Source organism: Pseudomonas sp. TH32, from assembly GCF_016650855.1.
GTDB lineage: Bacteria > Pseudomonadota > Gammaproteobacteria > Pseudomonadales > Pseudomonadaceae > Aquipseudomonas.
Genome location: NZ_JAEKFA010000002.1, coordinates 2,839,420 through 2,865,394 on the forward strand (window position 1 = coordinate 2,839,420; position 25,975 = coordinate 2,865,394).

The 25,975-nt window shown below is 62.4% G+C and carries 29 protein-coding genes and 2 pseudogenes; 6 read left to right on the plus strand and 25 right to left on the minus strand.

Going from position 1 to position 25,975, the window contains the following annotated elements:
• Positions 1-32 precede the first annotated feature (32 nt).
• Positions 33-952, minus strand: a pseudogene (locus tag JFV30_RS16720) (hypothetical protein).
• Between the two features lie 368 nt (positions 953-1,320).
• Between JFV30_RS16720 and JFV30_RS16725 the strand changes: the two are divergent.
• A complete protein-coding gene (locus JFV30_RS16725; protein WP_003219726.1) occupies positions 1,321-2,004 on the plus strand; it encodes a response regulator transcription factor in 684 nt (227 codons plus the stop codon).
• On the plus strand, positions 1,982-3,379 hold the full coding sequence (locus JFV30_RS16730) for a sensor histidine kinase (RefSeq protein ID WP_010172362.1): 1,398 nt from the start codon (positions 1,982-1,984) through the stop codon (positions 3,377-3,379). Before JFV30_RS16725 ends, JFV30_RS16730 begins: the two co-directional genes overlap by 23 nt.
• A 232-nt stretch (positions 3,380-3,611) precedes the next feature.
• On the opposite strand, the gene JFV30_RS16735 is transcribed toward JFV30_RS16730, so the two are convergent.
• Genes JFV30_RS16735 through JFV30_RS16745 form a run of 3 tightly spaced genes read right to left on the minus strand, consistent with a single transcriptional unit; the run spans position 3,612 to position 5,877 of the window.
• Positions 3,612-4,028 carry an SRPBCC family protein gene (locus JFV30_RS16735; RefSeq protein WP_169388989.1) on the minus strand — a complete coding sequence of 139 codons (417 nt, stop codon included), beginning with the start codon at positions 4,026-4,028 and terminating at the stop codon, positions 3,612-3,614.
• 29 nt (positions 4,029-4,057) lie between these two features.
• Positions 4,058-4,855 (minus strand): SDR family NAD(P)-dependent oxidoreductase, encoded by a 798-nt coding sequence (locus JFV30_RS16740; protein WP_207201878.1) that lies wholly within the window; start codon positions 4,853-4,855, stop codon positions 4,058-4,060.
• A 17-nt stretch (positions 4,856-4,872) separates the two neighbouring features.
• Positions 4,873-5,877 (minus strand): aldo/keto reductase, encoded by a 1,005-nt coding sequence (locus tag JFV30_RS16745; protein ID WP_201124661.1) that lies wholly within the window; start codon positions 5,875-5,877, stop codon positions 4,873-4,875.
• A 118-nt stretch (positions 5,878-5,995) separates the two neighbouring features.
• Between JFV30_RS16745 and JFV30_RS16750 the strand changes: the two genes are divergently transcribed.
• Complete coding sequence (locus JFV30_RS16750) at positions 5,996-6,895, plus strand: LysR substrate-binding domain-containing protein (protein ID WP_201124662.1); 900 nt, start codon at positions 5,996-5,998, stop codon at positions 6,893-6,895.
• On the opposite strand, the gene JFV30_RS16755 is transcribed toward JFV30_RS16750, so the two are convergent.
• The 12 genes from JFV30_RS16755 to JFV30_RS16810 form a co-directional block, all read right to left on the minus strand.
• On the minus strand, positions 6,858-7,907 hold the full coding sequence (locus tag JFV30_RS16755) for an aromatic ring-hydroxylating dioxygenase subunit alpha (protein ID WP_201124663.1): 1,050 nt from the start codon (positions 7,905-7,907) through the stop codon (positions 6,858-6,860). The genes JFV30_RS16750 and JFV30_RS16755 overlap by 38 nt on opposite strands.
• 12 nt (positions 7,908-7,919) lie before the next feature.
• Complete coding sequence (locus JFV30_RS16760) at positions 7,920-8,870, minus strand: PDR/VanB family oxidoreductase (RefSeq protein ID WP_201124664.1); 951 nt, start codon at positions 8,868-8,870, stop codon at positions 7,920-7,922.
• A 10-nt stretch (positions 8,871-8,880) separates the two neighbouring features.
• Entirely contained in the window at positions 8,881-10,230 is a 1,350-nt protein-coding gene (locus JFV30_RS16765) for an OprD family porin (protein WP_201124665.1), read from the minus strand.
• Between the two features lie 147 nt (positions 10,231-10,377).
• A complete protein-coding gene (locus JFV30_RS16770; protein WP_201124666.1) occupies positions 10,378-11,727 on the minus strand; it encodes an MFS transporter in 1,350 nt (449 codons plus the stop codon).
• 233 nt (positions 11,728-11,960) lie between these two features.
• Entirely contained in the window at positions 11,961-12,980 is a 1,020-nt protein-coding gene (gene dmpG / locus JFV30_RS16775) for a 4-hydroxy-2-oxovalerate aldolase (protein ID WP_201124667.1), read from the minus strand.
• Between the two features lie 10 nt (positions 12,981-12,990).
• Positions 12,991-13,902, minus strand: coding sequence for an acetaldehyde dehydrogenase (acetylating) (locus tag JFV30_RS16780; RefSeq protein WP_342215165.1), 912 nt, complete (start codon positions 13,900-13,902; stop codon positions 12,991-12,993).
• A gap of 27 nt (positions 13,903-13,929) precedes the next feature.
• Positions 13,930-14,121 carry a tautomerase family protein gene (locus JFV30_RS16785; protein WP_177089653.1) on the minus strand — a complete coding sequence of 64 codons (192 nt, stop codon included), beginning with the start codon at positions 14,119-14,121 and terminating at the stop codon, positions 13,930-13,932.
• A gap of 10 nt (positions 14,122-14,131) precedes the next feature.
• On the minus strand, positions 14,132-14,932 hold the full coding sequence (gene dmpH / locus JFV30_RS16790) for a 2-oxo-3-hexenedioate decarboxylase (protein ID WP_201124669.1): 801 nt from the start codon (positions 14,930-14,932) through the stop codon (positions 14,132-14,134).
• An 11-nt stretch (positions 14,933-14,943) separates the two neighbouring features.
• Positions 14,944-15,720 (minus strand): 2-oxopent-4-enoate hydratase, encoded by a 777-nt coding sequence (dmpE, locus tag JFV30_RS16795; RefSeq protein WP_201124670.1) that lies wholly within the window; start codon positions 15,718-15,720, stop codon positions 14,944-14,946.
• An 8-nt stretch (positions 15,721-15,728) separates the two neighbouring features.
• Complete coding sequence (locus tag JFV30_RS16800) at positions 15,729-17,186, minus strand: 2-hydroxymuconic semialdehyde dehydrogenase (RefSeq protein WP_201124671.1); 1,458 nt, start codon at positions 17,184-17,186, stop codon at positions 15,729-15,731.
• Positions 17,183-17,887 (minus strand): class II aldolase/adducin family protein, encoded by a 705-nt coding sequence (locus JFV30_RS16805; protein WP_201124672.1) that lies wholly within the window; start codon positions 17,885-17,887, stop codon positions 17,183-17,185. Before JFV30_RS16805 ends, JFV30_RS16800 begins: the two co-directional genes overlap by 4 nt.
• On the minus strand, positions 17,884-18,747 hold the full coding sequence (locus JFV30_RS16810) for a VOC family protein (RefSeq protein ID WP_201124673.1): 864 nt from the start codon (positions 18,745-18,747) through the stop codon (positions 17,884-17,886). The genes JFV30_RS16805 and JFV30_RS16810 overlap by 4 nt, the downstream gene beginning before the upstream one ends.
• Positions 18,748-18,853: 106 nt before the next feature.
• Between JFV30_RS16810 and JFV30_RS16815 the strand changes: the two genes are divergently transcribed.
• Positions 18,854-19,753: a LysR family transcriptional regulator gene (locus JFV30_RS16815; protein ID WP_201124674.1), complete on the plus strand. Its 900-nt coding sequence runs from the start codon at positions 18,854-18,856 to the stop codon at positions 19,751-19,753.
• A 217-nt stretch (positions 19,754-19,970) separates the two neighbouring features.
• On the opposite strand, the gene JFV30_RS16820 is transcribed toward JFV30_RS16815, so the two are convergent.
• The 5 genes and pseudogenes from JFV30_RS16820 to JFV30_RS16840 form a co-directional block, all read right to left on the minus strand.
• Entirely contained in the window at positions 19,971-20,180 is a 210-nt protein-coding gene (locus JFV30_RS16820) for a YXWGXW repeat-containing protein (RefSeq protein ID WP_201124675.1), read from the minus strand.
• 97 nt (positions 20,181-20,277) lie between these two features.
• Positions 20,278-20,745, minus strand: a pseudogene (locus tag JFV30_RS16825) (periplasmic heavy metal sensor); the annotation flags it as partial.
• Positions 20,742-21,173 carry a hypothetical protein gene (locus JFV30_RS16830; RefSeq protein ID WP_201124676.1) on the minus strand — a complete coding sequence of 144 codons (432 nt, stop codon included), beginning with the start codon at positions 21,171-21,173 and terminating at the stop codon, positions 20,742-20,744. The pseudogene JFV30_RS16825 and the gene JFV30_RS16830, both read right to left, overlap by 4 nt.
• A complete protein-coding gene (locus JFV30_RS16835) occupies positions 21,170-21,751 on the minus strand; it encodes an RNA polymerase sigma factor (protein WP_201124677.1) in 582 nt (193 codons plus the stop codon). Before JFV30_RS16835 ends, JFV30_RS16830 begins: the two co-directional genes overlap by 4 nt.
• 47 nt (positions 21,752-21,798) lie before the next feature.
• Positions 21,799-22,119 (minus strand): YXWGXW repeat-containing protein, encoded by a 321-nt coding sequence (locus JFV30_RS16840; protein ID WP_010172379.1) that lies wholly within the window; start codon positions 22,117-22,119, stop codon positions 21,799-21,801.
• A 269-nt stretch (positions 22,120-22,388) separates the two neighbouring features.
• Between JFV30_RS16840 and JFV30_RS16845 the strand changes: the two genes are divergently transcribed.
• Positions 22,389-22,532 carry a hypothetical protein gene (locus JFV30_RS16845; protein WP_166742173.1) on the plus strand — a complete coding sequence of 48 codons (144 nt, stop codon included), beginning with the start codon at positions 22,389-22,391 and terminating at the stop codon, positions 22,530-22,532.
• Positions 22,533-22,536: 4 nt separating this feature from the next.
• Here JFV30_RS16845 and JFV30_RS16850 read toward each other — a convergent pair whose 3' ends face one another.
• Entirely contained in the window at positions 22,537-22,785 is a 249-nt protein-coding gene (locus JFV30_RS16850) for a DUF1652 domain-containing protein (RefSeq protein WP_010172381.1), read from the minus strand.
• A 243-nt stretch (positions 22,786-23,028) separates the two neighbouring features.
• Between JFV30_RS16850 and JFV30_RS16855 the strand changes: the two genes are divergently transcribed.
• A complete protein-coding gene (locus JFV30_RS16855) occupies positions 23,029-23,973 on the plus strand; it encodes a sensor domain-containing diguanylate cyclase (protein ID WP_010172383.1) in 945 nt (314 codons plus the stop codon).
• A 286-nt stretch (positions 23,974-24,259) separates the two neighbouring features.
• Here the strand turns inward: JFV30_RS16855 and JFV30_RS16860 are convergent, their stop codons facing one another.
• The 3 genes from JFV30_RS16860 to JFV30_RS16870 all read right to left on the minus strand — a co-directional run bounded on the left by JFV30_RS16860 (position 24,260) and on the right by JFV30_RS16870 (position 25,961).
• A complete protein-coding gene (locus JFV30_RS16860; protein ID WP_169388995.1) occupies positions 24,260-24,520 on the minus strand; it encodes a hypothetical protein in 261 nt (86 codons plus the stop codon).
• A 4-nt stretch (positions 24,521-24,524) separates the two neighbouring features.
• On the minus strand, positions 24,525-24,971 hold the full coding sequence (locus JFV30_RS16865; RefSeq protein WP_201124678.1) for a GNAT family N-acetyltransferase: 447 nt from the start codon (positions 24,969-24,971) through the stop codon (positions 24,525-24,527).
• 90 nt (positions 24,972-25,061) lie between these two features.
• Positions 25,062-25,961: a helix-turn-helix transcriptional regulator gene (locus tag JFV30_RS16870; RefSeq protein WP_010172387.1), complete on the minus strand. Its 900-nt coding sequence runs from the start codon at positions 25,959-25,961 to the stop codon at positions 25,062-25,064.
• Between the last annotated feature and the right edge of the window lie 14 nt (positions 25,962-25,975).

Here is a 25,975-nt window from a genome sequence, read left to right on the forward strand (position 1 = left end):
AGCAGTAATGAGCGCATGACGTTCTCCTTGAATTAACGAACAGGTGGCAGCGAAGTGGAAGTGGTGTACGCATCAGTTTCCAGATACACCACCGCGTCCCGGCGACGACCACCAAAAGTCGCAGCGAGGCTGGCAAAAAACGCACCGATCAACAGCGCCACGAAGGTCCACAGCGACGTATAGGCAGCGACCTTCGCAGCAGTGTCGGCGGCTTGCTTGGCTTTCAACTTGGCGTCATCCAGTGTTTTCTGAGCCTGGCCGTAGACCTGGTCGACACGCGCCTCGGCATCAGCCTGGCTGAGGTTGGTGCGCTGGCTGATCAACTGCGCAAGGTACGCACGGTCTTCCGGTGCCAACTGGCCGTTGTTGCTCACGGTACGGGCAAAGATGCGGGCGACCACACCGTGCACCGCGTCATCACTGACGGCTGCCGGGCGATCATCGCGGAACAGGCTGTCGACGTAATAGCCGAAGTCCTCACCCTTGGTCGCCGCACCCGCCACCTGGCTCATGCCGCTGGCAGCACCCGAGGCCACACTGGCTCCGGCCTTTACACCACCGCTGACCACACTGCTGACCGAACCGACGATCAGCACCGCCGTCACCAGTGTCGCCACGGCCCAGGCCAGGAAGCCATGGGCGGTGTCGCGAAAGTACACCTCATCGCCGTGCATGTTGGCCCATTTCACCCGCAGGCGACCGGCGAGGTAACCGCCCATCCCCGACGCAATGATTTGCGTAACCGCCAGCCAGACAATGGTGGAAATGCCAAGCCCCTTGGCGCTGATGCCACTGTCGGCCCACGGCGACACCGCCGAAAAGCCCAGGCCGAAGCCCAGCAGTACCAATATCAAGGACAGCGCAGCCGCAGCAGCGGCCCCGGCAAATATCGCCCCCAGGAAACCCCGGAGAGCGCGCTCGACTCTTGCAGCGTGGATGAGGATGTGATCATTGTTGTTTTGCTCCAGGCATGAAAAATAGTGTTACAAGTCTCAAAAGGGACAGTGCAGGCGACGTGCCAGGAGCCATGAAATTAAAACTTAATATAATTCAACGATTTAAGTAATTTGAACTAATTTGAACCATGCAACTTGCAAGAAATGCCCCGGCGCGGCGGGCGTTATGCATTCCTCGTAGGAAACAACCCGTGCGTCAGCGATGAAGCGCAAAAAATCCTGCGCGCACAGCATTCGTTCAGATTCACCGGGGTAAGGTGAATTGTGTCGTTTATGCCTACATAAATTTTTATTTAGGAAGCGGGCTATCATTTCTTGGCAAAATGCCCGTACTTCAGTGTGAATCGCTCACCAGGTAATCCTTATGACCCGCATTTTGACCATCGAGGACGACGCCGTAACGGCCCGCGAGATCGTTGCCGAGCTGAGTAGCCATGGACTGGACGTAGACTGGGTAGACAATGGCCGCGAAGGCCTGGTCCGTGCCGTCAGCGGTGATTACGACCTGATCACCCTCGACCGCATGCTCCCGGAACTGGATGGCCTGGCCATCGTCACCACCCTGCGCACCATTGGCGTGTCGACACCGATCCTGATGATCAGCGCCCTCTCCGACGTGGATGAACGGGTACGCGGCCTGCGGGCCGGTGGCGATGACTACCTGACCAAACCGTTCGCCTCCGACGAAATGGCCGCCCGCGTCGAAGTGCTGTTGCGCCGCAAAAGCACGGTCAAGGAGTTCGAAACCGCACTGCGTGTGGCCGATCTGGAACTGAACCTGATCAGCCGTGAAGCCAGCCGCGCCGAACAGCCCCTGAGCCTGTTGCCGACGGAATACAAACTGCTGGAATTCCTGATGCGCAACACCGGGCAAATCCTGTCGCGGATGATGATCTTCGAGGAAGTCTGGGGGTATCACTTCGACCCGGGCACCAACCTGATCGATGTGCACATCGGTCGCCTGCGCAAAAAAATCGACCCGCCGGGCCTCACGCCGCTGATCCGCACGGTACGAGGTTCCGGGTATGTCATTGCTGAACCCCTCTAAAGGCTGGCGTTCCTCCAGCAGCCGGCTGCTGGCGCTCTACAGTTCGTTGTTCGTGGCCTGGAGCTGCATCCTCATGGGCGTGCTGTACTACGAGGTGTCCGGTTACCTGGGCGACCTCTCGCGCCACTCGCTGATGCAGCGCCAACACTTGTTCCAGCGTTTTGACGGCGAAGAACTGGTGGAAGCCCTGACCACCAGCATGACCTTCGACATGAAGGGCGTGGACGCCTACGGGCTGTTCGACGATCAGTTCAACCCCATCAGCGGCCCTATCCGCGTGATACCGCCGGACCTGCCGATGGACGGGCACATCCATGCCCTGGCCAACTGCATCAACTCCGACGACCCGAAACTGCCCCGCGACAGCTGCGACGCCGTGGCCACCCACACCGAAGACGGGCGCTGGCTGATCCTGGTGCGCGCCAACGGCTCGCTGTTTGGCGTGACGCGGATCATCCTGCATGCGTTGTTGTGGGGGATCACCCTGACGATCATTCCCGGCGCGGCCGGCTGGCACCTGCTCCGGCGACGCCCGTTACGGCGGATTCGCGGGATCCAGGCCAGCGCCGAAGCCATCGTGGCCGGCGACCTGACTCACCGCTTGCCGCTGTCGGACCGACGCGATGAACTGGACATGCTGGCGGCCATCGTCAACGCGATGCTCGATCGCATCGAGAAGCTGATGAACGAGGTCAAGGGCGTGTGCGACAACATCGCCCACGACCTGCGCACCCCGCTCACCCGCCTGCGGGCCCAGTTGTACCGGATCCAGCAGCAGGCCGATGAAGATGCGCCCCACGCCCTGCAACTGGACGCGGCCATTGCCGAGACCGACACCTTGATGGCGCGCTTTCGCGGTTTGCTGCGGATTTCCGAACTGGAAGACCACCAGCGCCGCTCCGGCTTCCTGGTGCTCGACCCCCTGCCCTTGCTGCAGGAACTCCACGACTTCTACCTGCCGCTGGCGGAAGAAGGCGAGATGGAATTGCTGCTGGAAGTACCGGCCTCGTTACCGTGGATCACCGGCGACCGCGCCTTGCTGTTCGAAGCCCTGGCCAACCTGCTGAGCAACTCAATCAAATTCACCCCACCGGGCGGTGAAGTGATCCTGCGGGGCGTGAACGATGCCGGCAGCACCCGCATAGAAGTGCTCGACTCCGGGCCCGGGATTCCTGCAGCGGAACGTGCCGCAGTGTTCCAGCGTTTCTACCGGGTGGACGAAGGTAATCAACAACAAGGCGGGTTTGGGTTGGGGCTGTCGATTGTGGCCGCGATCATCAACCTGCACGGCTTCAAACTGGAAGTGGGCAGCAGCGAAAGTGGCGGCGCGAAATTGATCCTCGAATGCCGCCAACAACTGATGCCAGAAGCCTGAAGAACACCACAAACCCAATGTAGGAGCTGGCCAGCTGTGGTGAGCGGGCTTGTCCTGTGGTGAGCGGGCTTGCCCCGCGCTGGGCTGCGAAGCAGCCCCATCAATCGGTGGTGAACCCGACGGGGGACAAGCCCCCTCACCACAGGACAAGCCCCCTCACCACAGGACAAGCCCCTTCACCACAGCAAGCCCGCTCCCACATTTTGATTTTCATTAATCCCAAGCAACTATTTCAGCCCGGAAAATTGCCCCGCAGCGCCTCAAGCCCACCGCTGTACACACCGGCAAACAACTCCTCCACCGCCGCGTCCGTCACACCGGCCACCGGGGTAAACACGCCCGACCAGGTCACCTTGGCAGAACGGGCAGTCAGCCCTTCGACCTTCAAGGTCGCCAGGTATTCACTCACTGGAAACGGCGACTCGCTGATCGAGTAGCTGTAGGTGCGTGCGACGTTATCAAAGCTTTGCAACCGCTCCACCACCACACCGCCATCCGCCGTTTGCAGATGACGCACACGCCCGCCTTCGCTCGGCTCGCTCTTGACGATAAAGGGCAGCCAATCCGGCAGCGAATTGAAGCCGCCCACCAATTGCCAAACCTGTTCGGCCGAAACCGGAATTTCAATAACAGCAGATGCTTTTGCCACGATTCACACTCCAAACCATTCAAGAAAAATCAGATTGCCATGCTGTCGACAACGCCGCCGTCGACCCGCAACGCGGCACCGGTGGTTGCAGAGGACAACGGTGAAGCAATGTACGCCACCAGATTCGCCACTTCATCCACATTCGCTGCGCGCTGGATGATCGACGTCGGCCGCGCATTGCGCACAAACACATCCGCCTCGTCCCGCGCACTGCGGCCGGACTTGGCCACGGCGTCCTTGAGCATGTGCTCCAGCCCATCGGTAAAGGTCGGGCCCGGCAGGATCGCGTTGACCGTCACCCCGGTGCCCGCCAGCCGTTTGGCCAGCCCGTGGGACACCGCCAGGTTGGCGCTTTTGGTGACGCCGTAGTTGATCATGTCGGCGGGGGTTGCCACGCCGGATTCAGACGATATGAAGATCACCCGGCCCCAGCCCTGCTTGACCATGCCCGGCGTGTAATACCGCGACAACCGCACGCCGGAGATCACGTTGACCTCGTAGAAACGCGTCCACTCGCTGTCGGGTGCGTCGAAGAAATCGACGTCGTTGAAGATCCCGAGGTTGTTCACCAGGATGTCGGCCCGCGGCTCGGCGGCGAACAGTTTTTCAGCGCCCTCCAGCGTGCCGAGGTCCGCCACCAATCCACGCAGGTCAGCGCCGGGTACGGCCTGGCGAATCGTCGCCAGCGCCTCGTCGACCTTGCCCGATTCACGCCCGATCACCACCACCGTGGCGCCGGATTGGGCCAGGGCCTGGCTGATGCCCAGACCGATCCCGGCGGTGCTGCCACTGACGATTGCGACTTTGCCACTGATATCAATTTTCATCGTTCGCGTTCCTGTGGTTAGAACGGCAGCGGTGCACGGGCCGAAATCAATCGGGCCTCGCGCAGGGCCTGCCAAAAGGCTGCGGGAATCTTCTCTGACAACGCCGCGACGTCTTCGGCAATTCGACCCGGACGACTGGCACCCGGAATCACTGCCGCCACCGCCGGGTGGGCCAGGGAGAATTGCAGGGCCGCGGCTTTCACGCTGACGCCATGGGCGGCGGCAATCGCCTTGATCTGCTCGACCTTGCTGATGATTGCCGGGCTGGCTTTCTGGTATTCAAAATGTGCACCGCCGGCCAGGATCCCCGAGCTGTAAGGGCCGCCGACCACGATCTCGACGTTCTGCGCCAGGGCCGCGTCCATCAGGCGCTGCAAGGCACGTTCGTGGTCGAGCAAGGTGTAGCGGCCCGCGAGCAGGAAGCCATCGGGCTGAGCTTCGGTGAGGTCCAGGGTCAATTCGCACGGCTCGACGCGGTTGACGCCCAGGCCCCAGGCCTTGATCACGCCCTCTTCACGCAGGCGGGTCAGCACTTTGAAAGCCCCGGTGCGCGCCTGATTGAAGTAGTCCAGCCATTGGTCCCCGTAGAAGTCCTGGGCGATGTCGTGAATCCACACAATGTCGAGGCGATCGGTTTGCAGGCGGTTGAGGCTGTCTTCGATGGAACGCAGGGTGGCGTCGGCGCTGTAGTCGTTGACCATCTTGTTCGGCCGGCCATGTTCGAACACGCCGCTTTTCTCGCCCAGGTCGCGGGCGCTTTCTTCCACTTCATCCAGGATCACCCGGCCGACCTTGGTGCTGAGCACATAGTCGTCGCGGTTGTACTTCGACAGGGCCTGGCCCAGGCGAATTTCCGAGAGGCCCGAACCGTAGAACGGCGCGGTGTCGAAGTAACGCACGCCCTGGTTCCAGGCCGCTTCGACAGTGGCTTGCGCCTCGTCTTCAGGAATTGCACGGAACATGTTGCCCAACGGGGCGGTGCCAAAACCCAGCACGCCGGGCAGTTTGTCTTTCAAGCTCATGGGGTAAATCCTCAAGATTGTTCAAGGTCGCTGTGTTGACCGTTGAGCAGATCGTAGATTGCAGAGATCGGACCGTCCAAGACATACTGCGACCAACTTGAGTCCTTACAGGTCTGACATGATCGATTTTCGCCAACTGCGCTACTTCGTTGTAGTCGCTGAAGAAGAACACGTGGGGCGTGCTGCCGAACGGTTGCACATCTCCCAATCGCCCCTGAGCCGACAAATCGCCCAACTGGAAGAGCGCCTGGGTTTGACCCTGTTCGAGCGCAGCCAACAGCGCATCCGCCTGACCCGCGATGGCCAGACGTTCCTTGCCGAAACCAAGGCGCTGCTGACCCACGCCAACCGCCTGGAATCGTTGGGTCGGCGCCTGGGCAAAGGCGAAGAAGGCGGGTTGTGCATCGGCTACATCGAAAATGCCATGCACGCGGGCGTGCTGCCCAACGCCCTGAAGGTACTGCGTGACGCGCGGCCCAACGTGCATATCGCCCTGTACAACCTGCCCTCCATTGAGCAACTGGAAGGCTTGCGCCAGCGCAGCCTCGACATCGCCCTGGTAGGTGAACCGCCGGCAGCAGATGACCCGGACCTGATTGCCTTGCAAGTGCTGGACGATCCAATGTTGCTGGCGCTGCCCGAGCAGCATCCGCTGGCCAGCCTCAGCGAACTGCTGCCCGAACACCTCGCCGAGCAACAATGGATCGGCGTACAACGCAAACCCGGGGCGAACCCGGCGGATGACTTCGTCGCGGCGTGCATTCGGGCAGGTTTCACCCCGCAGATTCCGATGGAAGCCAGCGAGCCGTTTACCGCGTTGGGACTGGTGGCGTCGGGGTTGGGTGTGGCGATGGTGCAAAAGGGCTTGAGCCGCAATGCACCACCGGGCGTGGTGCTGCGGGAACTGCCGTGGCTGACCTATACCACACCGCTGTGGGCGGCGTGGCACCGGATCAATTTGCGGCCGTTGGTGGAGACGTTCAGGAAAGTCCTGACGGAGGCATCTGTTCCTGCTTGATCATCTGTTCCAGCAAGCGCCGCGCCCGTACCGCGCCGCCGTCACTGGCCAGCAGCACGGGTTTGAGCGCCCAGAAATCCTGATCGCCGATCACCTGTTGCTGCGCCTCCAGCATCGGCATGTCTTCGGTGGTGAACGGTTGGCGCAGCCACTGGATATTTTCGTCGGCCAGGCGCCGCCCCTCCTCTCCAAGCTCTTTTGAGAAGGCAATGGCAAACCAGTAATGGGTGCTGGCGTCGGTGTGCGGGGTGAAGATATGGGTCACGTACACCGAACGCCCCTGCTCACGGCCCAGACCGCTCGGGGTATGACCGCTGTTGAGCAACATGTTGCACGGCGCGTTCCAGCGCACGTCGAGCCAGCGGTCCACCCGTTGCCCCGGCGGCACGCCACGCAAGCGCGCCAGCTCGGGGGTCAGTTGCTCGTCGTGGGTGGTGCGCCGGGAATGCACGGTGTCGCCGTGCTGCTCGACCTCGATCACGCCCTGGGCGACGGCGTCGCTGCCCAGCGAGCTGCCATGCAGGAACTCGATGTGGCTCAGGTCCAGGATGTTGTCGGTCTCCAGCACGTAGTTGGCCTTGACGTGCAGGTAGCTCTTGCCCAGATAGGCGGTTTGCGGGTCCATGGGCGTGTAGTCGGTGATCATCGCCGGGTCGGCCAGGGCCGCGTCGCCCATCCAGATCCAGGCCATGCCGTGGCGTTCGTGCATCGGGTAGGTGCGCACCCGCGCCGCCTTGGGAATCGCGCCGTTGCCGTGGGGGTTGTGCACGCAGGATCCACTGCAATCAAAACTCAGGCCGTGGTACGCGCACTGAATGCGGTCATTGGCCAATACGCCCAGGTGCAACGGCACAAAGCGATGGGGGCAGCGGTCGTGCAGGGCTTGCAGCCCGCCGAGGCTGTCGCGGAACATCACGATCGGCTCGTTGAGCAAGGTTCGCGGGAGCATCTGCCCCGCCACGAATTCGTCCGCCCAGCCGGCCATGTACCAGCAGTTACGTAAAAAACTCATCGTCGGATTCCTTCAAATATCCAGTCGCAGAAACGCGCTGTTCGCCCGTGAGCAGCACACCAGCATCTGATCGTTGGCGGCCTTTTCCCGGTCCGTCAGAAACAGGTCGCGGTGATCGGGAATGCCTTCCAGCACCGGGGTCAGGCAGGTGCCACACACCCCTTGCTCACACGACAGCGGCACCTCGATGCCGGCCTCCAACAACACCTGGGCGATGCTCTGCCCCTCGGGTACCTGCAAGGTTTGGCCGGAGCGCGCGGTGTACACGGTAAAACCGCTGCCCGTGGAGTCGACCTCGGCGGCAAAGTATTCGGTGTGAATGTTCTGCGCCCCCCAGCCCTGGCGCTTGCCCTCACCCATCACCGCCTCCATGAACCCGCCGGGGCCGCACACGTAGAGATGGCGTTGCGCGTCAGGGCCCTTCAAGAGCGTGGGAATGTCCAGGCGCCGGCCGTCTTCATCCACATGCAGGGTGATCCGCTCGGCAAACGGTGCCTGGGCCAACTGCTCGACAAACGCCACGCGCGCTCGACTGCGCACGCAGTAATGCAGCTCGAAGGAAGCGCCGAGGGCATGCAGCCGCCAGGCCATGGCGAGGATCGGCGTGATGCCTATCCCGCCGCCCAGCAGCACCGAGTGAGCCGCCTGCTCCTCCAGGCGAAATTGATTGCGCGGCAGGCTGATGCGAATCAACGTGCCGGGTACAAACCCCTGATGGATCTGCGCCGAACCGCCACGCGATGCCGGCTCACGCAGGATGCCCAGGCGATAACAGCGGCGGTCCTGGGGCGAACCGCACAGCGAATAGTGACGGCTCAGGCCCGGTGCAATCTGCACTTCCACGTGCGCACCGGCCTCGAACGGCGGCAGCCAGCCACCCGCCGGGTCCACCAGTTCCAGGGAGATGATGCCCTCGGCTTCCTCCTGGCGCCGGGCGATACGTACATCCAGAAAATCGCGCATGACAGCCCCTTCAAAACAGTGCGTGGGTGTAAGTCACGTACAGCCGGTTTTCATCCAGGTCGCGCTGGGTCGCCACGGTGCTGCGCAACATCGCGTTGCGCCACTGCACGCCAAACCCGGACAACGTCGGGCCCTGGAACGCATAGGTCAGCACCAGGTCGCGCTCCCATTCATGTTGGCTGCCCTGGTCCGACTTGATGTCGCCGCCACGCTGGTAGATCACCTGCGAACTCAGCCCCGGCACACCGATCGTGGCGAAATTAAACGCGTGCTGCGCGACCCAGGTGTTCTCGCCCGCACGCTGGAAACGCGCGCCGGTCTGGCGGTCGGTGATCAGGTACGTCGCCGAGCCATCGCCCTGGTTGAGAAACGGGAAGTCACTGGAGCCATTGAGGTGTTGGTACCCCAGGCTGACCGCATGCCCCGCCAGGCTGTAGGTGAACAATCCCGCCAGCGCCCGGTTATCCACTTCGCCGTTGTTGTGATAACCGGTGCTGCGATAGCCCTCGGCCCGCCCCGCGGCACTGCCGTTGCGGCCATCGGAGCTGCTGTCGAAAAACCGCAGGTCACTTTTGAAGCTGCCCACCGGCAAGGTCAGGTTATGCACCAGGCCGACAAAATGCTGCTGATAGAAGTCTTCAAGGTCGCCGTAGTAGTACTGCAACAACAGGTCGGGGCGCGGGGTGTAGTCGACGCCGGCGTAATAGAACTGGTTGCTGCGTTTGCCGGCCGGGCCACCCGCACCGCTGATGGCGAGGTCTTCGTTGTTCGAGGAGTTGCGGCTTTTGACTCCGCTCAAGCGCCCGCCGATCAGGGTGAGGTTGTCGAAATCCTTCGACGTGGCCTGCCAGCCCTGGAAGGTTTCCGGCAACAGGCGGCCGTCGTTGTAGACCACCACCGGCAGTTTCGGCATCAGTGTGCCGACCTTCAATTCGGTCTTGGCCACGCGCACCTTGCCCGTCACGCCCAGGCTGGCGAAATCACTCACCGCCCGGCCATCGCTGTCGGTGGGAAACACAAACCCGCCCTGGCTGACGCTGTTGGGATTGCCGTGGGTGCCGCGCCCGGAATCCAGGCGGATGCCGAGCATGCCCAGGGCGTCTAAGCCAAACCCTACCGGGCCCTGGGTGTAGCCGGAGGTGAAGTTGAGGATGAAGCCCTGGCCCCACTCTTCCAGCTTCGAAGGCTGGGCCGGGCCGCTGCGATTGTCCTGGTTGAAGTAGACGTTGCGCGCTTCGATTTTCGCGTGGGAGTCGTCGATAAAACCTTCGGCATTGGCGTGGGAAACAGCGGCCACCGCGAACACCAGGGGCAAAACGCGCGCGCACGAAGGCGCCGATTTCAGTACGGAGTTTTTCATTGGGGGTACCCATTACTTTTATTGTTGTTTGGGAGTCATGCAGGAGCGAGCTTGCTCGCGAAGGTCGTCAACGATAACGCTGGCATCCTGAACGAACGCGCTACCCGGGCGTTCTTCGCGGGCAAGCCCGCTCCTACCGAAAAACAGTTAAGTCGGGAGTGCAGTGACCTCAGGTGCCTTGCGGCGCTCGGTCATGCGCTGCAGCGAAAAGATCGCAATCGAGCCCAGCAGCGCCGGTATCGCCAGCACGATAAAAAACACTGACGGCTGGCCCAGTTGCGCGATCAACCACGCCCCCAGCACCGAACCGATGATCGAGCCGACCCGCCCGTTGGCCATGGCCCAACTCACGCCGGTGGCCCGCGCCGCTGTCGGGTAGATGCTGGCTGACAACAGGTTCAAACCGTTCTGCGCACCCGCCACGCCGAAGCCGACCATGAACACCGTCAGCCCCAGCCAGAACGCGTCGGCCAGCGCAAAGCCCACCAGCGCAATCACCAGCGCCGAGCCCAGGTAGGCCAGGCCCAGCACGCGATACGGACTCACGCGGTCCATCAGCAAGGCCATCAGAATCGCACCCACCGTGCCGCCCAGTGGCACCATCGCACCGATGCGCGCGGCACTGGCGATGTCGTAGCCGGCGTCCTTGAGAATGCTCGGCAACCAGCTGGTCAGCAGGTAGAACACAAACAGCGAGCAGAAGAACGTGCCCCACAACAGCACCGTGCGCAGGGCGCGGCCTTCGATAAACAGTTGGGAGATAGGCGAGCGCACGGCCACCGGGCTTTGCGGTTCAATGAAGGTGATGTCGTGCAGGTCGGTGCGGCCGGTGATCCTCCCCATCACCTTGCGTAGCGCCTCGGCATGCCGTGCGTGAGCCGCCATAAAGCGCACCGACTCCGGCAGCAGCCAGGCCAGCAATGGCAGCAACAGCAGCGGCACAATCCCGCCGATCATCAGCACCCCGCGCCAGCCGAACACCGGGATGATCTGGCTGGCCACCGCGCCGCCAAGCGCCAGGCCGGTGGTGAACCCGCTGTAGCTCAAGGTAACCATGATCATCCGCCGCCGGGCCGGCGAGTATTCGGAGCTTAAGGTGATGCACGTCGGCATCGCCCCGCCCAGGCCGATCCCGGTGAGAAAGCGCAGTGCGGTGAGCATGTCGATGGAGGTGGAGTACGCCGAAGCCAGGGTGCCGAGGCTGAAAATCAGCACCGACACCAGCAGCACCTTCTTGCGCCCGTAGGCATCGGCCACCGGCCCGAAGATGAAGGCGCCGACCATCAAGCCGAGCAACCCGGCGCCAAACGCCGGAGACAACTGCGCGGGTTGCAGCCCCCACTCCTGGCGCAGGGCCGGAGCGATGTAGCCGATGACGGCGGTGTCGAAACCGTCCACCAGCACCACCAGGAAGCACAGGACCAGCACCATGACCTGGTAGCCGGAAATCCTGTTGTTATCGATCATTGCGCCTATGTTGGCAGTCTTGCCGTTCATGGATGTTCCCCTTTTATTGGATTTGTCTGTGGGGTGAATCAAGTGCACTGCAACGCTGATTTTTTGATTTGAAATCCGCTCAACCTGTGGGAGCGGGCTTGCTGTGGTGAGCGGGCTTGCCCCGCGCTGGGCTGCGAAGCAGCCCCATCAATCTGTGGTGGACCCGACGGGGGACAAGCCCCCTCACCACAGCAAGCCCGCTCCCACATTGGGTTCTCCATCAGCAGGTGAGATCAGCGCTCCAGCAAGTCCAGCGCCACATCAACAATCATGTCCTCCTGCCCGCCTACCATCCGGCGTTTGCCCAGTTCCACCAGAATGTCCACGGCCTTCAACCCATACCGCGCCGCCGCCACTTCAGCGTGCCGCAAAAAACTCGAATACACCCCGGCATAACCCAGCGCCAAGGTCTCGCGGTCTACCCGCACGGGGCGGTCCTGCAACGGCCGCACGATGTCGTCGGCGGCGTCCATCAGCGCATACAGGTCGGTGCCGTGGTTCCAGCCCATGCGGTCGGCCGCGGCGATGAACACTTCCAGCGGCGCATTGCCCGCACCGGCGCCCATGCCGGCAAGGCTCGCATCGATACGGTCGCAACCCTCCTCCACGGCCACGATGGAATTGGCCACGCCCAGGGACAAGTTATGGTGCGCATGCATGCCGGTTTCAGTCTCGGGCTTGAGCACGGCTTTTACCGCACGAAAGCGCTCGCGGATGTCCTGCATGCTCATGGCACCACCGGAATCCACCACGTAGATGCAGGTGGCGCCGTAGCTCTCCATTTTCTTGGCTTCCAGCGCCAGGTTCTGTGGGCTGGTGAGGTGGCTCATCATCAGGAAACCCACGGTGTCCATGCCCAGGGTGCGCGCGTATTCAATGTGCTGGCGGGCGCAGTCGGCCTCGGTGCAATGGGTGGCCACACGCACCACCCGCGCCCCGGCGTTGTACGCGGCCTTGAGGTCGTGCACGGTGCCGATGCCCGGCAGCAACAGGGTGGCGACTTTGGCGTGGCTGATCACATCGCTGACCGCCTCGATCCACTCCAGATCGGTGTGGGCACCAAAGCCGTAGTTGAAACTGGAACCTTGCAGCCCGTCACCATGAGCCACCTCAATGGAGTCGACACGCGCCTTGTCCAGCGCGCGGGCGATGGTTTGCACGTTGTCGATCGAATACTGATGCCGCACCGCATGGCTGCCGTCACGCAGGGTGACGTCGCTGATGTAGAGCTTCTTGCCGGGATCAAAAGTCATGTCGTCTGCCTCACAAAGCCATCGACTGCGCCATGCGTTCGGCGGTGGCCAACGCAGCGGAGGTCATGATGTCGAGATTGCCGGCATACGCTGGCAGGTAATGGGCGGCGCCCTCGACTTCGAGGAACACCGTGGTCTTCAAGCCGCTGAAACGCCCCAGGCCCGGAATGTTCAGGGGTGCCTCGGCGGGGATCACTTCGAACTGGACCTTTTGCTTGAGGCGATAACCCGGCACATACGCGGTCACGGCGCTGGCCATGTCCTCGATCGAGGCTTCGATCTCGCCCTGGTCCGCCGCTTCCGACAACACGTACACCGTGTCGCGCATCATCAACGGCGGCTCGGCCGGGTTCAGCACGATAATCGCCTTGCCCTTGCCCGCCCCGCCTACGGCTTCGATGGCCTGGGCGGTGGTTTCGGTGAACTCGTCGATGTTCGCCCGGGTCCCGGGGCCGGCGGATTTGCTGCTGATGGAAGCGATGATTTCCGCGTAGTGCACCTTGGCCACGCGGGACACCGCCGCCACCATCGGGATCGTCGCCTGGCCACCGCAGGTCACCATGTTGACGTTGAGTGCCGACAGGTTGGCGTCGAGGTTCACCACCGGCACGCAGTACGGGCCGATGGCTGCCGGGGTCAAGTCGATCAGGCGGATGCCGGGTTTGTGCTGGCGCAAAAAGGCATCGTTCTGCACGTGGGCGGTGGCCGAGGTGGCGTCGAACACGAAGTCGATGTCGGCAAACTCCGGCAGCTTCACCAGCCCCTCAACGCCCTCGTGGGTGGTTGCCACGCCGAGGCGCCGCGCCCGTTCCAGGCCGTCGGAGGCCGCGTCGATACCGACCATCACCGCCATCTGCAAATGCTTGCCGTGGCGCAGGATCTTGATCATCAGGTCAGTGCCGATATTGCCGGAGCCGATGATTGCGACTTTCTTTTATGTTCACTCATCTCAGCGCCCCAAAGCCTTGGCAGTTTTACCGGCGATACCGAATTGGGTTTTCGGCACTTCGGTGATGATCACCCGCACCGATTCCGGCGGGGCCTGGATCGACTCGATCGCAGCATGGGTCAACGCCTCGATCAGCCGCGCCTTCTGCTCGTCGTCGCGGCCTTCCATCAGAAAAACTTGCATGATCGGCATGGTGGTTTCCTCACGCAGACGTGGAGGCAAAGCGCATGGAAACGCTGCCCAGATGCTGGTAGCGCACGGTGATCTGATCACCCGCCTCTACCGCGATGGCTTCGGTGACGCCGCCGGTCATGATGAAGGTGCCGGCGGGCAATTCCTTGCCCTGGGCGGCGAGCATGTTGGCAAGCATCGCCACACTTTGGGCCGGGTGGCCGAGCACGGCGGCACCGGCGGCGGTGGCGACCACTTCACCGTTTTTCTCCATCACCACGCCGAGGCATTTCAGGTCGAGGCCCAGCGGGCTGCGGGCCTGACCGCCGGTGACAAAGCGCGCAGACGAGGTGTTGTCGGCGATCACGCTCTTGAGGTCGAAACGGAAGTTTTCATAACGCGAGTCGATCACTTCGACAGCCGGCAGGATGAAGTCGGTGGCCGCCAATACGTCGCCCACATGCACGCCCGGGCCTTTCAGCGGGTGCTTGAGCACGAAGGCGATTTCCGCTTCAACCTTGGGATGAATCAGCGAGTCGACGTCGATCACCGAGCCATCTGCGCAAGAGCCGTAGTCCGTGATGAAGCCGTGGATCGGCTCGGTCACGCCCATCTGCTTCATCTTGGCAAACGAGGTGAGGCCCATTTTCAGGCCGACGATGCGCACGCCGCGTGCCTCTTTGTTGGCGCGGATCGCGTCCTGGATGGCATAGGCATCTTCCCAGTCCATGTCGGGATGGGCGTCGGTGATCTTGGCCACGGCTTCGCGGTTAAGCTCGGCGTTTTCCAGGTGGGTGGCCAGTTCGGCGATGGTGGTTGCTGACAGATTCATGGGGGTGTCCTTCAAACAAAACGAACGGAAGCCGAGCCAATACCGCCCAGGCTCATGCGCAGTTGATCACCGGGTTGCACCGGGACCATGGCGGCCAGGGAGCCGGACAAAATCACTTCGCCTTTTTTCAAGCCGATGCCCAGTTGTCCCAGGGTGTTGGCCAGCCACACCACGGCATTCACCGGGTGGCCAAGGGCGGCGGCACCGGCACCGGTGGCGACGATTTCGCCGTTCTTTTCCAGGGTCATGCCGACACAGGCCAGGTCGATATCCAGGGGATCGACAGCGCCGTCACCCAGCACAAACGCTGCGGCTGAAGCGTTGTCTGCCACGGTGTCCTGGATCTTGATTTTCCAGTCCTTGATCCGCGAGTCGACGATCTCGAAACACGGCATCACATACGCCGTGGCACGGATCACATCAGCCGCCGTCACACCGGGACCCATCAGGTCGTCCTTGAGCACGAAGGCAATCTCGCCCTCGGCCTTGGGCGCGATGAAGTCGGCGCAAGCCAATGCCGCACCGTCGTTGACCAGCATGCCGCTGAGCAGGTGGCCGAAGTCCGGCTGGTCGACGCCGAGCATGTCCATCACCACCTGGCTGGTGACCCCGATTTTCTTGCCGATCACGGTTTGCCCGGCATCGAGGCGCGGTTGCAGCATGGCCAGCTGGATCTGATAGGCGTCGGCCACGCTCAATTCAGGGAATTGCTCGGTGAGCGGCGCCAGTGGTTTCCTGTCGGTGAGCGCTTGGTGCAACTGCGCGCCGAGGTGATTGAAGTTCGTCATGGCGGTACTCACAGGCGGATGCACACGTTGCGCAGTTCGGTGTAGAACTCCAGGGAATGCACCCCGCCTTCGCGGCCGATGCCCGACTGCTTGGCGCCACCGAAGGCGGTGCGCAGGTCCCGCAGGAACCACGAGTTGATCCAGCAGATGCCCACGTCGAGTGCCGCGCCCATGCGGTGGGCGACTTGCAGGTTGGTGGTCCACACACTGGCGGCGAGGCCGTAGGGCGTGTCGTTGACCAGGCGTACCACTTCGTCTTCATCATCGAAAGGCGCGATGTGGCAGCACGGACCGAAGATTTCTTCGCGCACCACCGCAGAGTCTTCCGACAGGCCGGTCCAAATGGTCGGCTGTACCCAGGCGCCCTCGGCCAGTTCGGCAGGCATGTCCGGGATGCCGCCGCCGGTGACCACGGTGGCGCCGTCTTTGACAGCCTGCTGGTAGTAGCTCAAGACTTTCTGCCGATGACCGACAGACACCAGCGGGCCCATGGTCACGCCCGGCTCATTCGGCGGGCCGACCTTGATCGCTTCGGCGCGCACCTTGAGGGCAGCAACAAAGGCTGCAAACAACGGGCGCTGCACGTAGACGCGCTCGGTGCCAAGGCACACCTGGCCGCTGTTTTCGAACACGGCGCGGGCGATGCCGGCCACGGCTTTATCCAGGTCTGCATCGGCAAAAATCACCCCGGCGTTCTTGCCGCCCAGTTCCAGCGACACCGGGCGTACGCCCTTGGACGCGGCCTTCATGATCGCTTCGCCAGTACCGGTTTCGCCGGTAAAGGTAATGCCGTCGACGTCCGGGTGTTCAGTGAGGAAGGCACCGGCCGAGTGCTCGCCAAACCCGTGGACCACGTTGTACACGCCCGCCGGTACGCCGGCGTCGCGCATCACTTCGCCGAGCAAGGTGGCGGTGGCCGGGGTTTCTTCCGAGGGCTTGACCACCACGGTGTTGCCGCAGGCCAGGGCCGGGCCGACTTTCCAGGTCATCAGCAGCAGCGGCAGGTTCCAGGGGCAGATCACCCCGATCACTCCGCGCGGGTTGCGCACGGCGTAGTTGACCGCCTTGCCGCCGTCGGGGGTGTCCATGGTGAAGCTTTCAGTGGGCACGTTGCGGATCAGGTCGGCGAAGACCTTGAAGTTGGCGGCGCCGCGCGGGATGTCCAGGTGGCTGGCCAGGGCATGGGGCTTGCCGGTGTCGGCCACTTCGGCGGCCACGAATTCTTCGGCGCGCTGTTCGATACCGTCGGCCACCTTGTGCAGCAAGGCGGTGCGCTGGGCGGCGGTCATCTTGCCCCACGGGCCATTCAGCGCGGCACGGGCGGCGTTGACGGCGGCGTCCACTTGCTCGCGGCCGGCTTCGTGGACGTGGCCGATCACGCTGTTGTCGGCAGGGTTGCGGTTGTCGAAGGTACGCACGCCTTCAACCCATTGGTTGTCGATAAAGTTGTGAAAATGCTTGGTCATGGTTGGCGCTCTTCTCTTGTTATCAGGTTCAGCTCGGCATCGCCGGCCGTCAGGTAGTCCCACATGCGTTCGAAGATCCGGCCGCTGTTGGTCGCCCGCTGCCGGGCCTCTTCGAGGCTCAGGCGTGGCGCCTGGTCGGCCAGACCGGCGGCCAGCAGTTGCAGTTCGATGCGGGCGGCGTCTTCGAGGTAGAAGTTGAGGGTCAGCGCTTCCACCAGCGAACCGCCGACCACGATCGCGCCGTTGCCGCGCATCACCAGGGCCTGGGCGTCGCCCAGTTGCTCGGCGAGTGCCGCCGCCTGGGTGTCGTCGCGCAGCAGTTGCGGGTCATCCCACAGCGGCACGCCGTTTTTGAAATAGGCGCCCATGCCGTGACGCAGCTGTGGTGTGAGGCCGGCGCACGACAGGCTCATCACCTGCATCGGCATGCTGCGAATCACCGCCTGCACATCGGCGCGGCGCTGGTAGATCTGTTGATGGATGCGCACTTCGCCCAGCACGCCTTCCGGCAGCGGGCCGTGCACCGGCACCACCGTGCCGGGCTCGCCGGGCTGGATCAGGCCCATGGGTTTGGCGGCGCACACCAGGAAACTGTCGGCATCCAGGCGCAGGCTGCAATGGCCGTAGGCGTGGACAAAACCGGCCCGGGCCAACGCGCGGGCGGCAACCCGCACTTCGGCCTGCTGGCTTAACGTGGTCATAACTTGAACTCCGGAATATCCGGCTTCGAGCCCCAGGCACAGAACGACGTGGTGGCCAGGGGAAACTGCCGGGGCTGGTGACTGGCGTCGTCTTCCGGGGCGATGTGGCTGACCCCGGTGGAGTATTCGTAGGTCATGCCGTCCGGGCCTTCGAAGTACAGGAACATCGCCCCCGACGTTGGGTGGCGACCCGGGCCGAACAGAATCTTGATCCCGCGTTCCTTCAGGAAGTACCAGGCACGCATCACGTCATCGATGCTTTCCACCTGGTGGTTGATGTGCTGCACGCCGGCATGGCTGGAGGGAAACAGGGCGATCTTGTGGTGCACGTCATCGATGCGCAGCAGCGGCGCTTCACCGATGCGGTCACTGACCCGGGCATTGGCCAGTTGGGTCCAGAAGGCTTCATCGCGCTTGGCATTGGTGGTGCGCAGGCCGATATGACTGAAGCCGGTGATGCCGGCGTCGCGGCTGGCGAAATAGCGGCTGCCGCTGGCGTGGGGGCGCAGCACCAGTTCGATGTTGTTGCCGCTGGGATCGCGAAAGTGGATCAGCTCGTTGACATGGCGCACCTCGGCCTCTTCGCGACTGCCGTGGCGCACGGCATAACCGTTGTCTTCAAGCAGCTGGGCGGCGTGGTCGAGTTCATTCCAGTTCGTGACTTCGAACGCGGTGGTGGTTTCCCGGGGGTCGCCTTCGTAGTAGCACAGGGTGTGGTCGCGGCTGTCGGAGCGAAAATAGAGAGCGCCGCTGGCCTCGCGGGCCACTTGCAGGCCGAGCATCTGCGTGGCGTACAACTTGGCCTGGGCAAGGTCCGCCGTGCCCAGACGCACATAGCGGATGTCATGCAGATTGATCATGAAGGTGCCTCTTGGTTTTATTCTTGTCTGGACACAATCCTCGCCGTCGGGCACAAATAGCAGAAGCGAATTCTGGTTATTCAATCTATTTGATTTGGTTATAGTCATGCGCACAGATCTGAACCTGCTACGGGTGCTGTTGGCCATTCACGACTGCGGCAATGTCACGGCCGCAGCCAAGCGCCTGGGCATGAGCCAGCCCGCGGCGAGTGCGGCGCTATCCCGTTTGCGCCACTCGTTGGGCGACCCGCTGTTTGTGCGCAGCGGCACCGCCATGGAGCCCACGCCACGGGCGCGCAGCATCGTCGAGCGCACCCGGGAAGTGATCGCCACCATCGACCAGGAAATCCTCCCGAGCCCCACGTTCGACCCGGCCGAAAGCCGCGACGAAGTCACTTTCTGCCTGAGCGAAATCGGTGAAGTGGTGTTTCTCCCCGCCCTCTTCGACCGCCTGCGCAGCAAGGCGCCCCACGTGAAAATCCGCTGCCTGAGCCTGGGACCAAAAGACCTGCTGGAAGCCCTGCGCGAAGGCAAGGTTGATGCGGCTTTGGGTTACTTCCCCGACCTGGATGCGCCAAACATCTACCAGCAGCGGCTGTTCTCCCACGACCTGGTGTGCCTGATCCGACAAGACCACCGGATTACCGACGCACGCATGTCCCTGCAAGACTTCTGCGAGCTGGAACACCTGCAGGTACGTGACGGCAGCCGCAGCCAGGAAATGTATGAAAGCTTCCTGGCCGAGCAGGGAATCGAACGCAAGATCGTGCTGCAAATGTCCCATTACATGAGCATGGCGGCGATTATCGAACGCTCGGATTTGGTGGTGGTATTGCCCCGCACAGTGGCCAATCTGTATGTGCGGTATTCATCAGTAAGGCTGATCGAGCCACCGGTGGAGATCCCGCCGTACAGCTTGAAACACCATTGGCATGCGCGGAATCAGAAGGATCCACGGCATCTATGGTTGAGGAAGCAGGTAGTGGAGTTGTTTGGGGGGGAGTGATGGTGGATCGAGCGGTGGATTGTTTGCAGCCGCGCTGAGGGTATCGGGGCATGCGTATTGAACCGCCTGCCCCGATCAAATGTGGGAGCCGGGCTTGCCCGCGATGCAGGCACCGCGGTCTGTCAGCTAGACCGTGGTGATGCCATCGCAGCGATGCGGCGGCCCGACAAGCCAGCTCCCACAGGGGTTCGGTGTTGTGGCTGACAGTGGTGAAGGATCAATACCGCCAATGCCCCGGCACCCATAACCACTGCCCATTCCCCCAGCGATAGTGCCCCCGCACCCACTGATACCCCGGCGCCGGTGCCACCGGCACCACTTCAACCAAGGGGGGCGGACGACGCGGGTGAACAGGTTCGACAATACAACCGGATAACGCAGCCGCCATCAACGTGGCGGCGAGCGTGGCTTTTAATAGGCGGGACATGGCAGGATTCCCCAATGAGACTGGCCAGCGCCTGAGTGGCGGGCTTACCCGGGTTAAACGCTGCCACCCGGGAAAATCCGTCGCCCGTCTCAGTTCTTTTGGCGACCTGGCCCTTCGCCTGCCCCTTCAAATACAACGCTTCCACCAACCGCTGGCGCTCATCCCGGGGCAAGGTGCTGGCGAACTGCGCAAGGGTGTTGTCCACCAACGCCCGGAGCGCCATGTCCGCTTCCCGGGCTTTGCCCAGGTCGGTCACCAATGCCTCGCGGTCCAGGGTCGGCGCTTCCAGTTGCTTGATTACATCCAGCCGCGCCTCGCGCCCGGCCAGCACCAGCGGTTGACTGTCCGAGCGATTCTGACGCAGCAGTTGGCGCAATTCCTTGCGCCGTTCCGGCGGCAGCTTGACCATCGCCTGGCGCAAGCCATGCTGGTTCACCACGGCCTCGGCGGGTTTGGTATTCGCCAGCCAGTGGTACAGGCCACCGCCGACCCCGCCGATCAAAAACACGTTGAACAACACCGACACAACCAGCAGCGGCTTCAGGTATTTGGGTGACGGGGTCATTGCTCGCTTTCCTCGGCGTTGACGGTGAAGACGACTTCGGCGTCGCCCTGGTCGAAGACACTCGGCAGGACTTCAGGGCCGAGCATGGGCAGCGGCACGCTCAAGGACGCCACCAGGATTCCGGCGGCGATCCCGGCAATGCCCACGCCGACGAAACCGGCGGGCGACAGCCAGCCGGCGTAGCGCGCCCAGAAGGACGGGCGCCGGGGAAACGACTGGCGGATCTGCCGGGCCAGCGCCGGGTCGACCGGCGCCAGTTGATAGCCATCCAGCTGGCCATCGAGCCAGCGTGCCTGATGCAACACCTCCAGTGCGCCGTCATCGCCTGCGTCCAGCAGTGCCTGGGCCTCGGCCTGTTCGGCCCGGGGCCAACGGTGCAAGTGGCCGCCGTAAGCCTCGGCCAATTGGGCAAATCGTTCGGGCGTCATGGTTTTCCCCTTCCTGGGCGGGCGGGCCCGGGTGTGTCGTCAAGGTAACTGCGCAAGTTGCGCCGGGCCCGTGACAGCAGGCTCTCCAGTGCCTCGACGCTGATGTTCATCAGCGCCGCGGCGTCGATATTCGACAGCTCTTGATAGTACTGCAGCACGATCGCCTCGCGCTGGCGATCAGGCAGCGACGCCAACGCCCGCGCCATATGCTCGCTGCGGGCAACCGCTTCGAGTTGCTCATCGGGCGCAGGCGCGCTGTCGACCACTTCGTTCATGGCCTCCTCGTCGTTCAACGGGCGCTCCTTGCGCCGACGCAAATGGTCATGGCACAGGTTGAGCACCACGCGGTGCAACCAGGTGTCGAAGCGCGCTTCGCCGCTGCGCCAGTTCGCAGCCTGGCGCCAGATACGCAGGAAGCTTTCCTGGGCCACGTCCCTGGCCTCGTCGGCATCCCCGAGGATCCGACTGGCGAGCGCCAACAAACGTGGAAGTTTGCGCGTCACCATTTCGTTGATGGCCGCCGGTTCGTTGTTACCGATGCGGGCCAACAGCTCAACGTCCGGATCAGTGTCTTTCAATAGGGCAAGTCTCGGTCCGGTGGCTAAGGGTCAGGTTGACGGGCTGGTCAGCGAATCCAGTGGCCTTCGATCCAGAACCAGTTGGGGCCGCGCGACTCCCAGTGGCCAGGTTCCCAACGGGCGTTGCGCATCACTGGCTGCCAATGGCCCGGCACCCACACGTAGCCACGCCCTTCGTAGCGCCAGTGCCCGCGGTCCCACACGTAGCCAGGACGCTCGACGGGAACCGCCTCGACGCGCATCGGCGGCGGCGCATCGCGGATGATCACTTCGGTCTGGGCAAAGGTCGGCGTGCTGACCAGGGCGGCCAGGGCCAGCGGGAGCAACAAGGCATAACGTAATGTGGCCAGCGGTCGTGCAACTCTCATGACAACTCCTTCATCGGCGATCGCCAGTGATCGCAGCTGTAGGGTTGAACGGCGGGTGCCGGGGAAATCCGTCGCGTCAAAAATGATTTTTTTCGCGACGCGCGAGCACGCCAGACAGGGCCAGTATTGCCCAGGGTTTGCGGGGGTTTGATGAAATATGCAAAAAGCCGCGACGGATTTGGCCAGGCGGTCGCGTTCAAGGGTTAACCGTTGGCAATCCGCAGGCCTGCCTGTTGAGCGGCAACGTTCACTACCTTGAGGAAATCACCATGTCTCGTCGAATTTCACTGCTGGTTGCCGCCGTCCTGCTCATGAACCTTGGCGGCTGCGTGTTCCTGCCGGGGCACCGCGAGCATTGCTGCTGGCGCGGTTACGGGGTAGTCACGACCCCGACGGCACAAGCGATCTCCTGATCGACTAACTGACCGCCGCAAACCCCCTGCGCCCGGCCTTGATCTCGGTGCGCAGTTCGCCTATCAGGTTTGAGATGGAACGGATGCTGTCCAGACCCTGGGGCGAGACACGGGTCAACAGCAGGTCGACGCGGCCGGAGACCGGGTCGAAGATATTGATGCGCAGCGAACCGTCGCTGTTCAACGAGCAGTCACAGGCAAGGGGCAGGAAGCCCGACTCCATGATGTGGCGAAACTCGGCTATCGAGACCATGCGGGCACCCTTCGCTGGACCAGACTCGGTGGACGTGATCCGTCTAGGGTAGATGAGCTTTTTCAACCTGCCGGGGAATTAAGTCAAAAGTGATACTCAGTGCTCATTTTGGCTAAAAGCGCTGGCCGGCTGACGCCAGAAAAACCACACCACGACCTCTCATCCGATGCCGCGCGAAGCACTTGATTCCTGCCGATGATGGCCAGATGCTCTGGGTTTTTGCCGCCATCAAGAGCGTCCCTTATGAGCATCGAACCGCCGAGCGAACCCGACAGTGCCGTGTACAAGACCTTGCTGGAATCGACCAAGGCCATTCCCTGGCGGATCGACTGGGCAACCATGACCTTCAGTTACATCGGCCCGCAAATCGAGACATTGCTGGGCTGGACCCCGCAGAGCTGGGCCACCGTCGATGACTGGGTGGAACGCATGCACCCGGACGACCGCGAATACGTGGTCAACTTCTGCGTCTCGCAGTCCCGCGCCGGGGTCGACCACGAAGCCGATTACCGGGCCCTGACCGCCAGCGGCGAGTACGTGTGGATTCGCGACGTGGTGCACGTGGAGCGCAAGGACGGCGAGGTGCAAGCGCTGATCGGCTTCATGTTCGATATCAGCGAGCGCAAGAAGACTGAAGAGCACTTGATCCGCCTGCAGAAACAGCTGGAGGAGTATTCCTTCCAGGACGGCCTGACCGGCATCGCCAACCGGCGCATGTTCGACACCGTGCTGGCACGCGAATGGACCAGTGCCCAGCGCAGCCAATTGCCGCTGTCGTTGATCCTGCTGGATATCGATTATTTCAAGCAGTACAACGACCTCTACGGCCATATCAAGGGCGACGAATGCCTGCGCCAGGTGGCACGCACGCTGTCGCAGGCGGCCAACCGGCCGCGAGACTTCATTGCGCGCATCGGCGGTGAAGAGTTTGTGTGGTTGCTGCCGGAAACCGATGCCGAATCCGCCCGGCGCGTGGCCGAACGTTGCCTGCACCTGATACGCCAGCAACAGATCGGGCATGGGCATTCGGCGGTGTCCGACCTGCTGACGCTGAGTCTTGGGGTAGGCACCTGCACGGTAAAACCGGGCAGCGCGGCGCTGGAGTTTGTCGAAGCGGTCGACAAGCTGCTGTACCAGGCCAAGCGCAATGGCCGGATGCGCGCGGAGTTTGCCGACGTGGCGAATTGATACAAAGGTCAAATCGCGGGCAAAAAAATCCCAAGTAGCTGATGGAAACTTGGGATTTAAAAATGCATAAACCGTGGGAGGTGAACGCCCGGCTATATTACCCAGCGGGAAAACTTGTAACAAGATAATTTTCAACCTTTCGTCGGATTAAAACAGCGCTAAGTCATTCAATAACCACACATTTTTAATGGATCCGATTATTAAAAATGCCACTTTTTGGTGCAATAACTCCCTAAATTAAACAAACTTGCGCTGCTTAATTCCGCGATAAAAATAAGGTTATTGATTAAAAGTGCGTGGGCTTCTTCAGGTAATGCTCACTCAAGTGTCTGCACGGATCCACCAGCACCAATTCGTCCTGAGGAGAGGCACGCGAAACGGCGGCCGCCTGACGACACAACGCCAGGCGCTCAGCCGCTTCTTCCCGCTGCCGGTCAACCTGGGCATTGAGCCGAACGAAATAGGCCCCCAGCATCACCGCCACACACAGAACCCCGACGACAAAATAGCGGAAGGCGTTGGATGGAGGGGGTTCCAGCTCACTCATACACTCATTGCACCTTGTGTTTCTGATAGCGAACGTCGTCGCCCTCGGCTGTGTCGACCACTGACCAGCCAAGCCGTTGGTAAAAGCCATTGGCCCGGACCTGATCGCGCCCGTCGGTGATCAGGAATAGCGTGTCGTGGCGTTCGAACAACGCCGCCTCGGCCACTGCCATCAACTGGCGGCCTAACCCGAGGTTCTCGTGGGACGGCAACACAAACAGCGCAAACACCTCGCCTTCGGCAAGATCGACCATCGAGAACGCGACGGGCGTACCCTTCACTTCGGCAAGCCACACACAGGGAGCCTCGCGCATGCTGTCGGCGACGACCTGCGGGGTAATACCCAGCTCGGCCATCTGCTCGCGGCTCAGATGGTTCTGCACCACCGCCGTGCGAATCTCGAAAATGGCCTCGATATCGTCCGGGGTTGCCACCCGTATAACCGTACCCATGTGCACCGCCTCCCAATGAGACGCTCAATTGTATGTAAATTGAAACACATGGGTTGTGTTGGATTTGTAAAACAGTCAGCGAATGACGCGTTAATCCTGCTCACGCCGCCTGAACTGCCCCGGCGCCAGCCCGTGGGCCTTGCGGAAACACCGGGAAAAATACGCTTCATCGGTAAACCCGCAACGGTCGGCGATTGCGCCGATCCTCTGCGGGCTGTTGAGCAGCAGCGTGCGCGCCAGTTGCATGCGCCGGTCGAGCACCAGTTGGGAAAACGGCTTGCCGGTTTCCTTGCGCAGCAGGTGGGTCAGGTAGTTGGGCGACAGAAAGGCGGCCGCCGCCGCTTCGGTGAGGTTCAGCGACGGCTCGTGCAGATGCTCACGGATGTAGCCTTGCACTCGCGCCAGGGCGTCCTTGCGGCCACGGCGGGTGGCGTTGTTGGCGGCGAAGGCCTGGAGCGGTTCGGCGTACTGTTGGCACACCAGCCCGATCAACTGGAACAGGTAACCCTTGAGCCGCTCCCGGGCGCCGAAGCTGCGGTGGGCGTCGAGGGTGCGCATGTGTTCCAGCCAGGTTTTGACTTCCTCGAATGCCGCGTCTTCAAGGATGAAATCCAGTTGTTCCTGGAAACGGAACGGCGACAGCTCAGGGGCCTGGCCGATGGGAATGTCTTCCAGGTCCAGCGGGTCGCAGGTCAGTTGCGGCAGGAAAAACCCCTGGCTGAAATTGATCAGCATGAAGTCGCCGTCTTCGGGATGGGGAATCACGTGCAGGCGATGAGGCAGGATAAAGGCCAGGGCCTTTTTCGGGAACGGGCGCACCGCACCGCCGATGTGCTGCACGGTGTCGCCGCCGAGGTTGATCTGGATCTGGAAATATTCGTGGCGATGGGGACTGGTCAGCGCCGCCCTGCCCCGCTTGTCGCGGATGTAGAAGTCAGAGCGGTCGCTGCGCTGTTCCATGCCATAGGTGGTGATGCGGGTGCCGGGCATACGTCGTTCTCGGG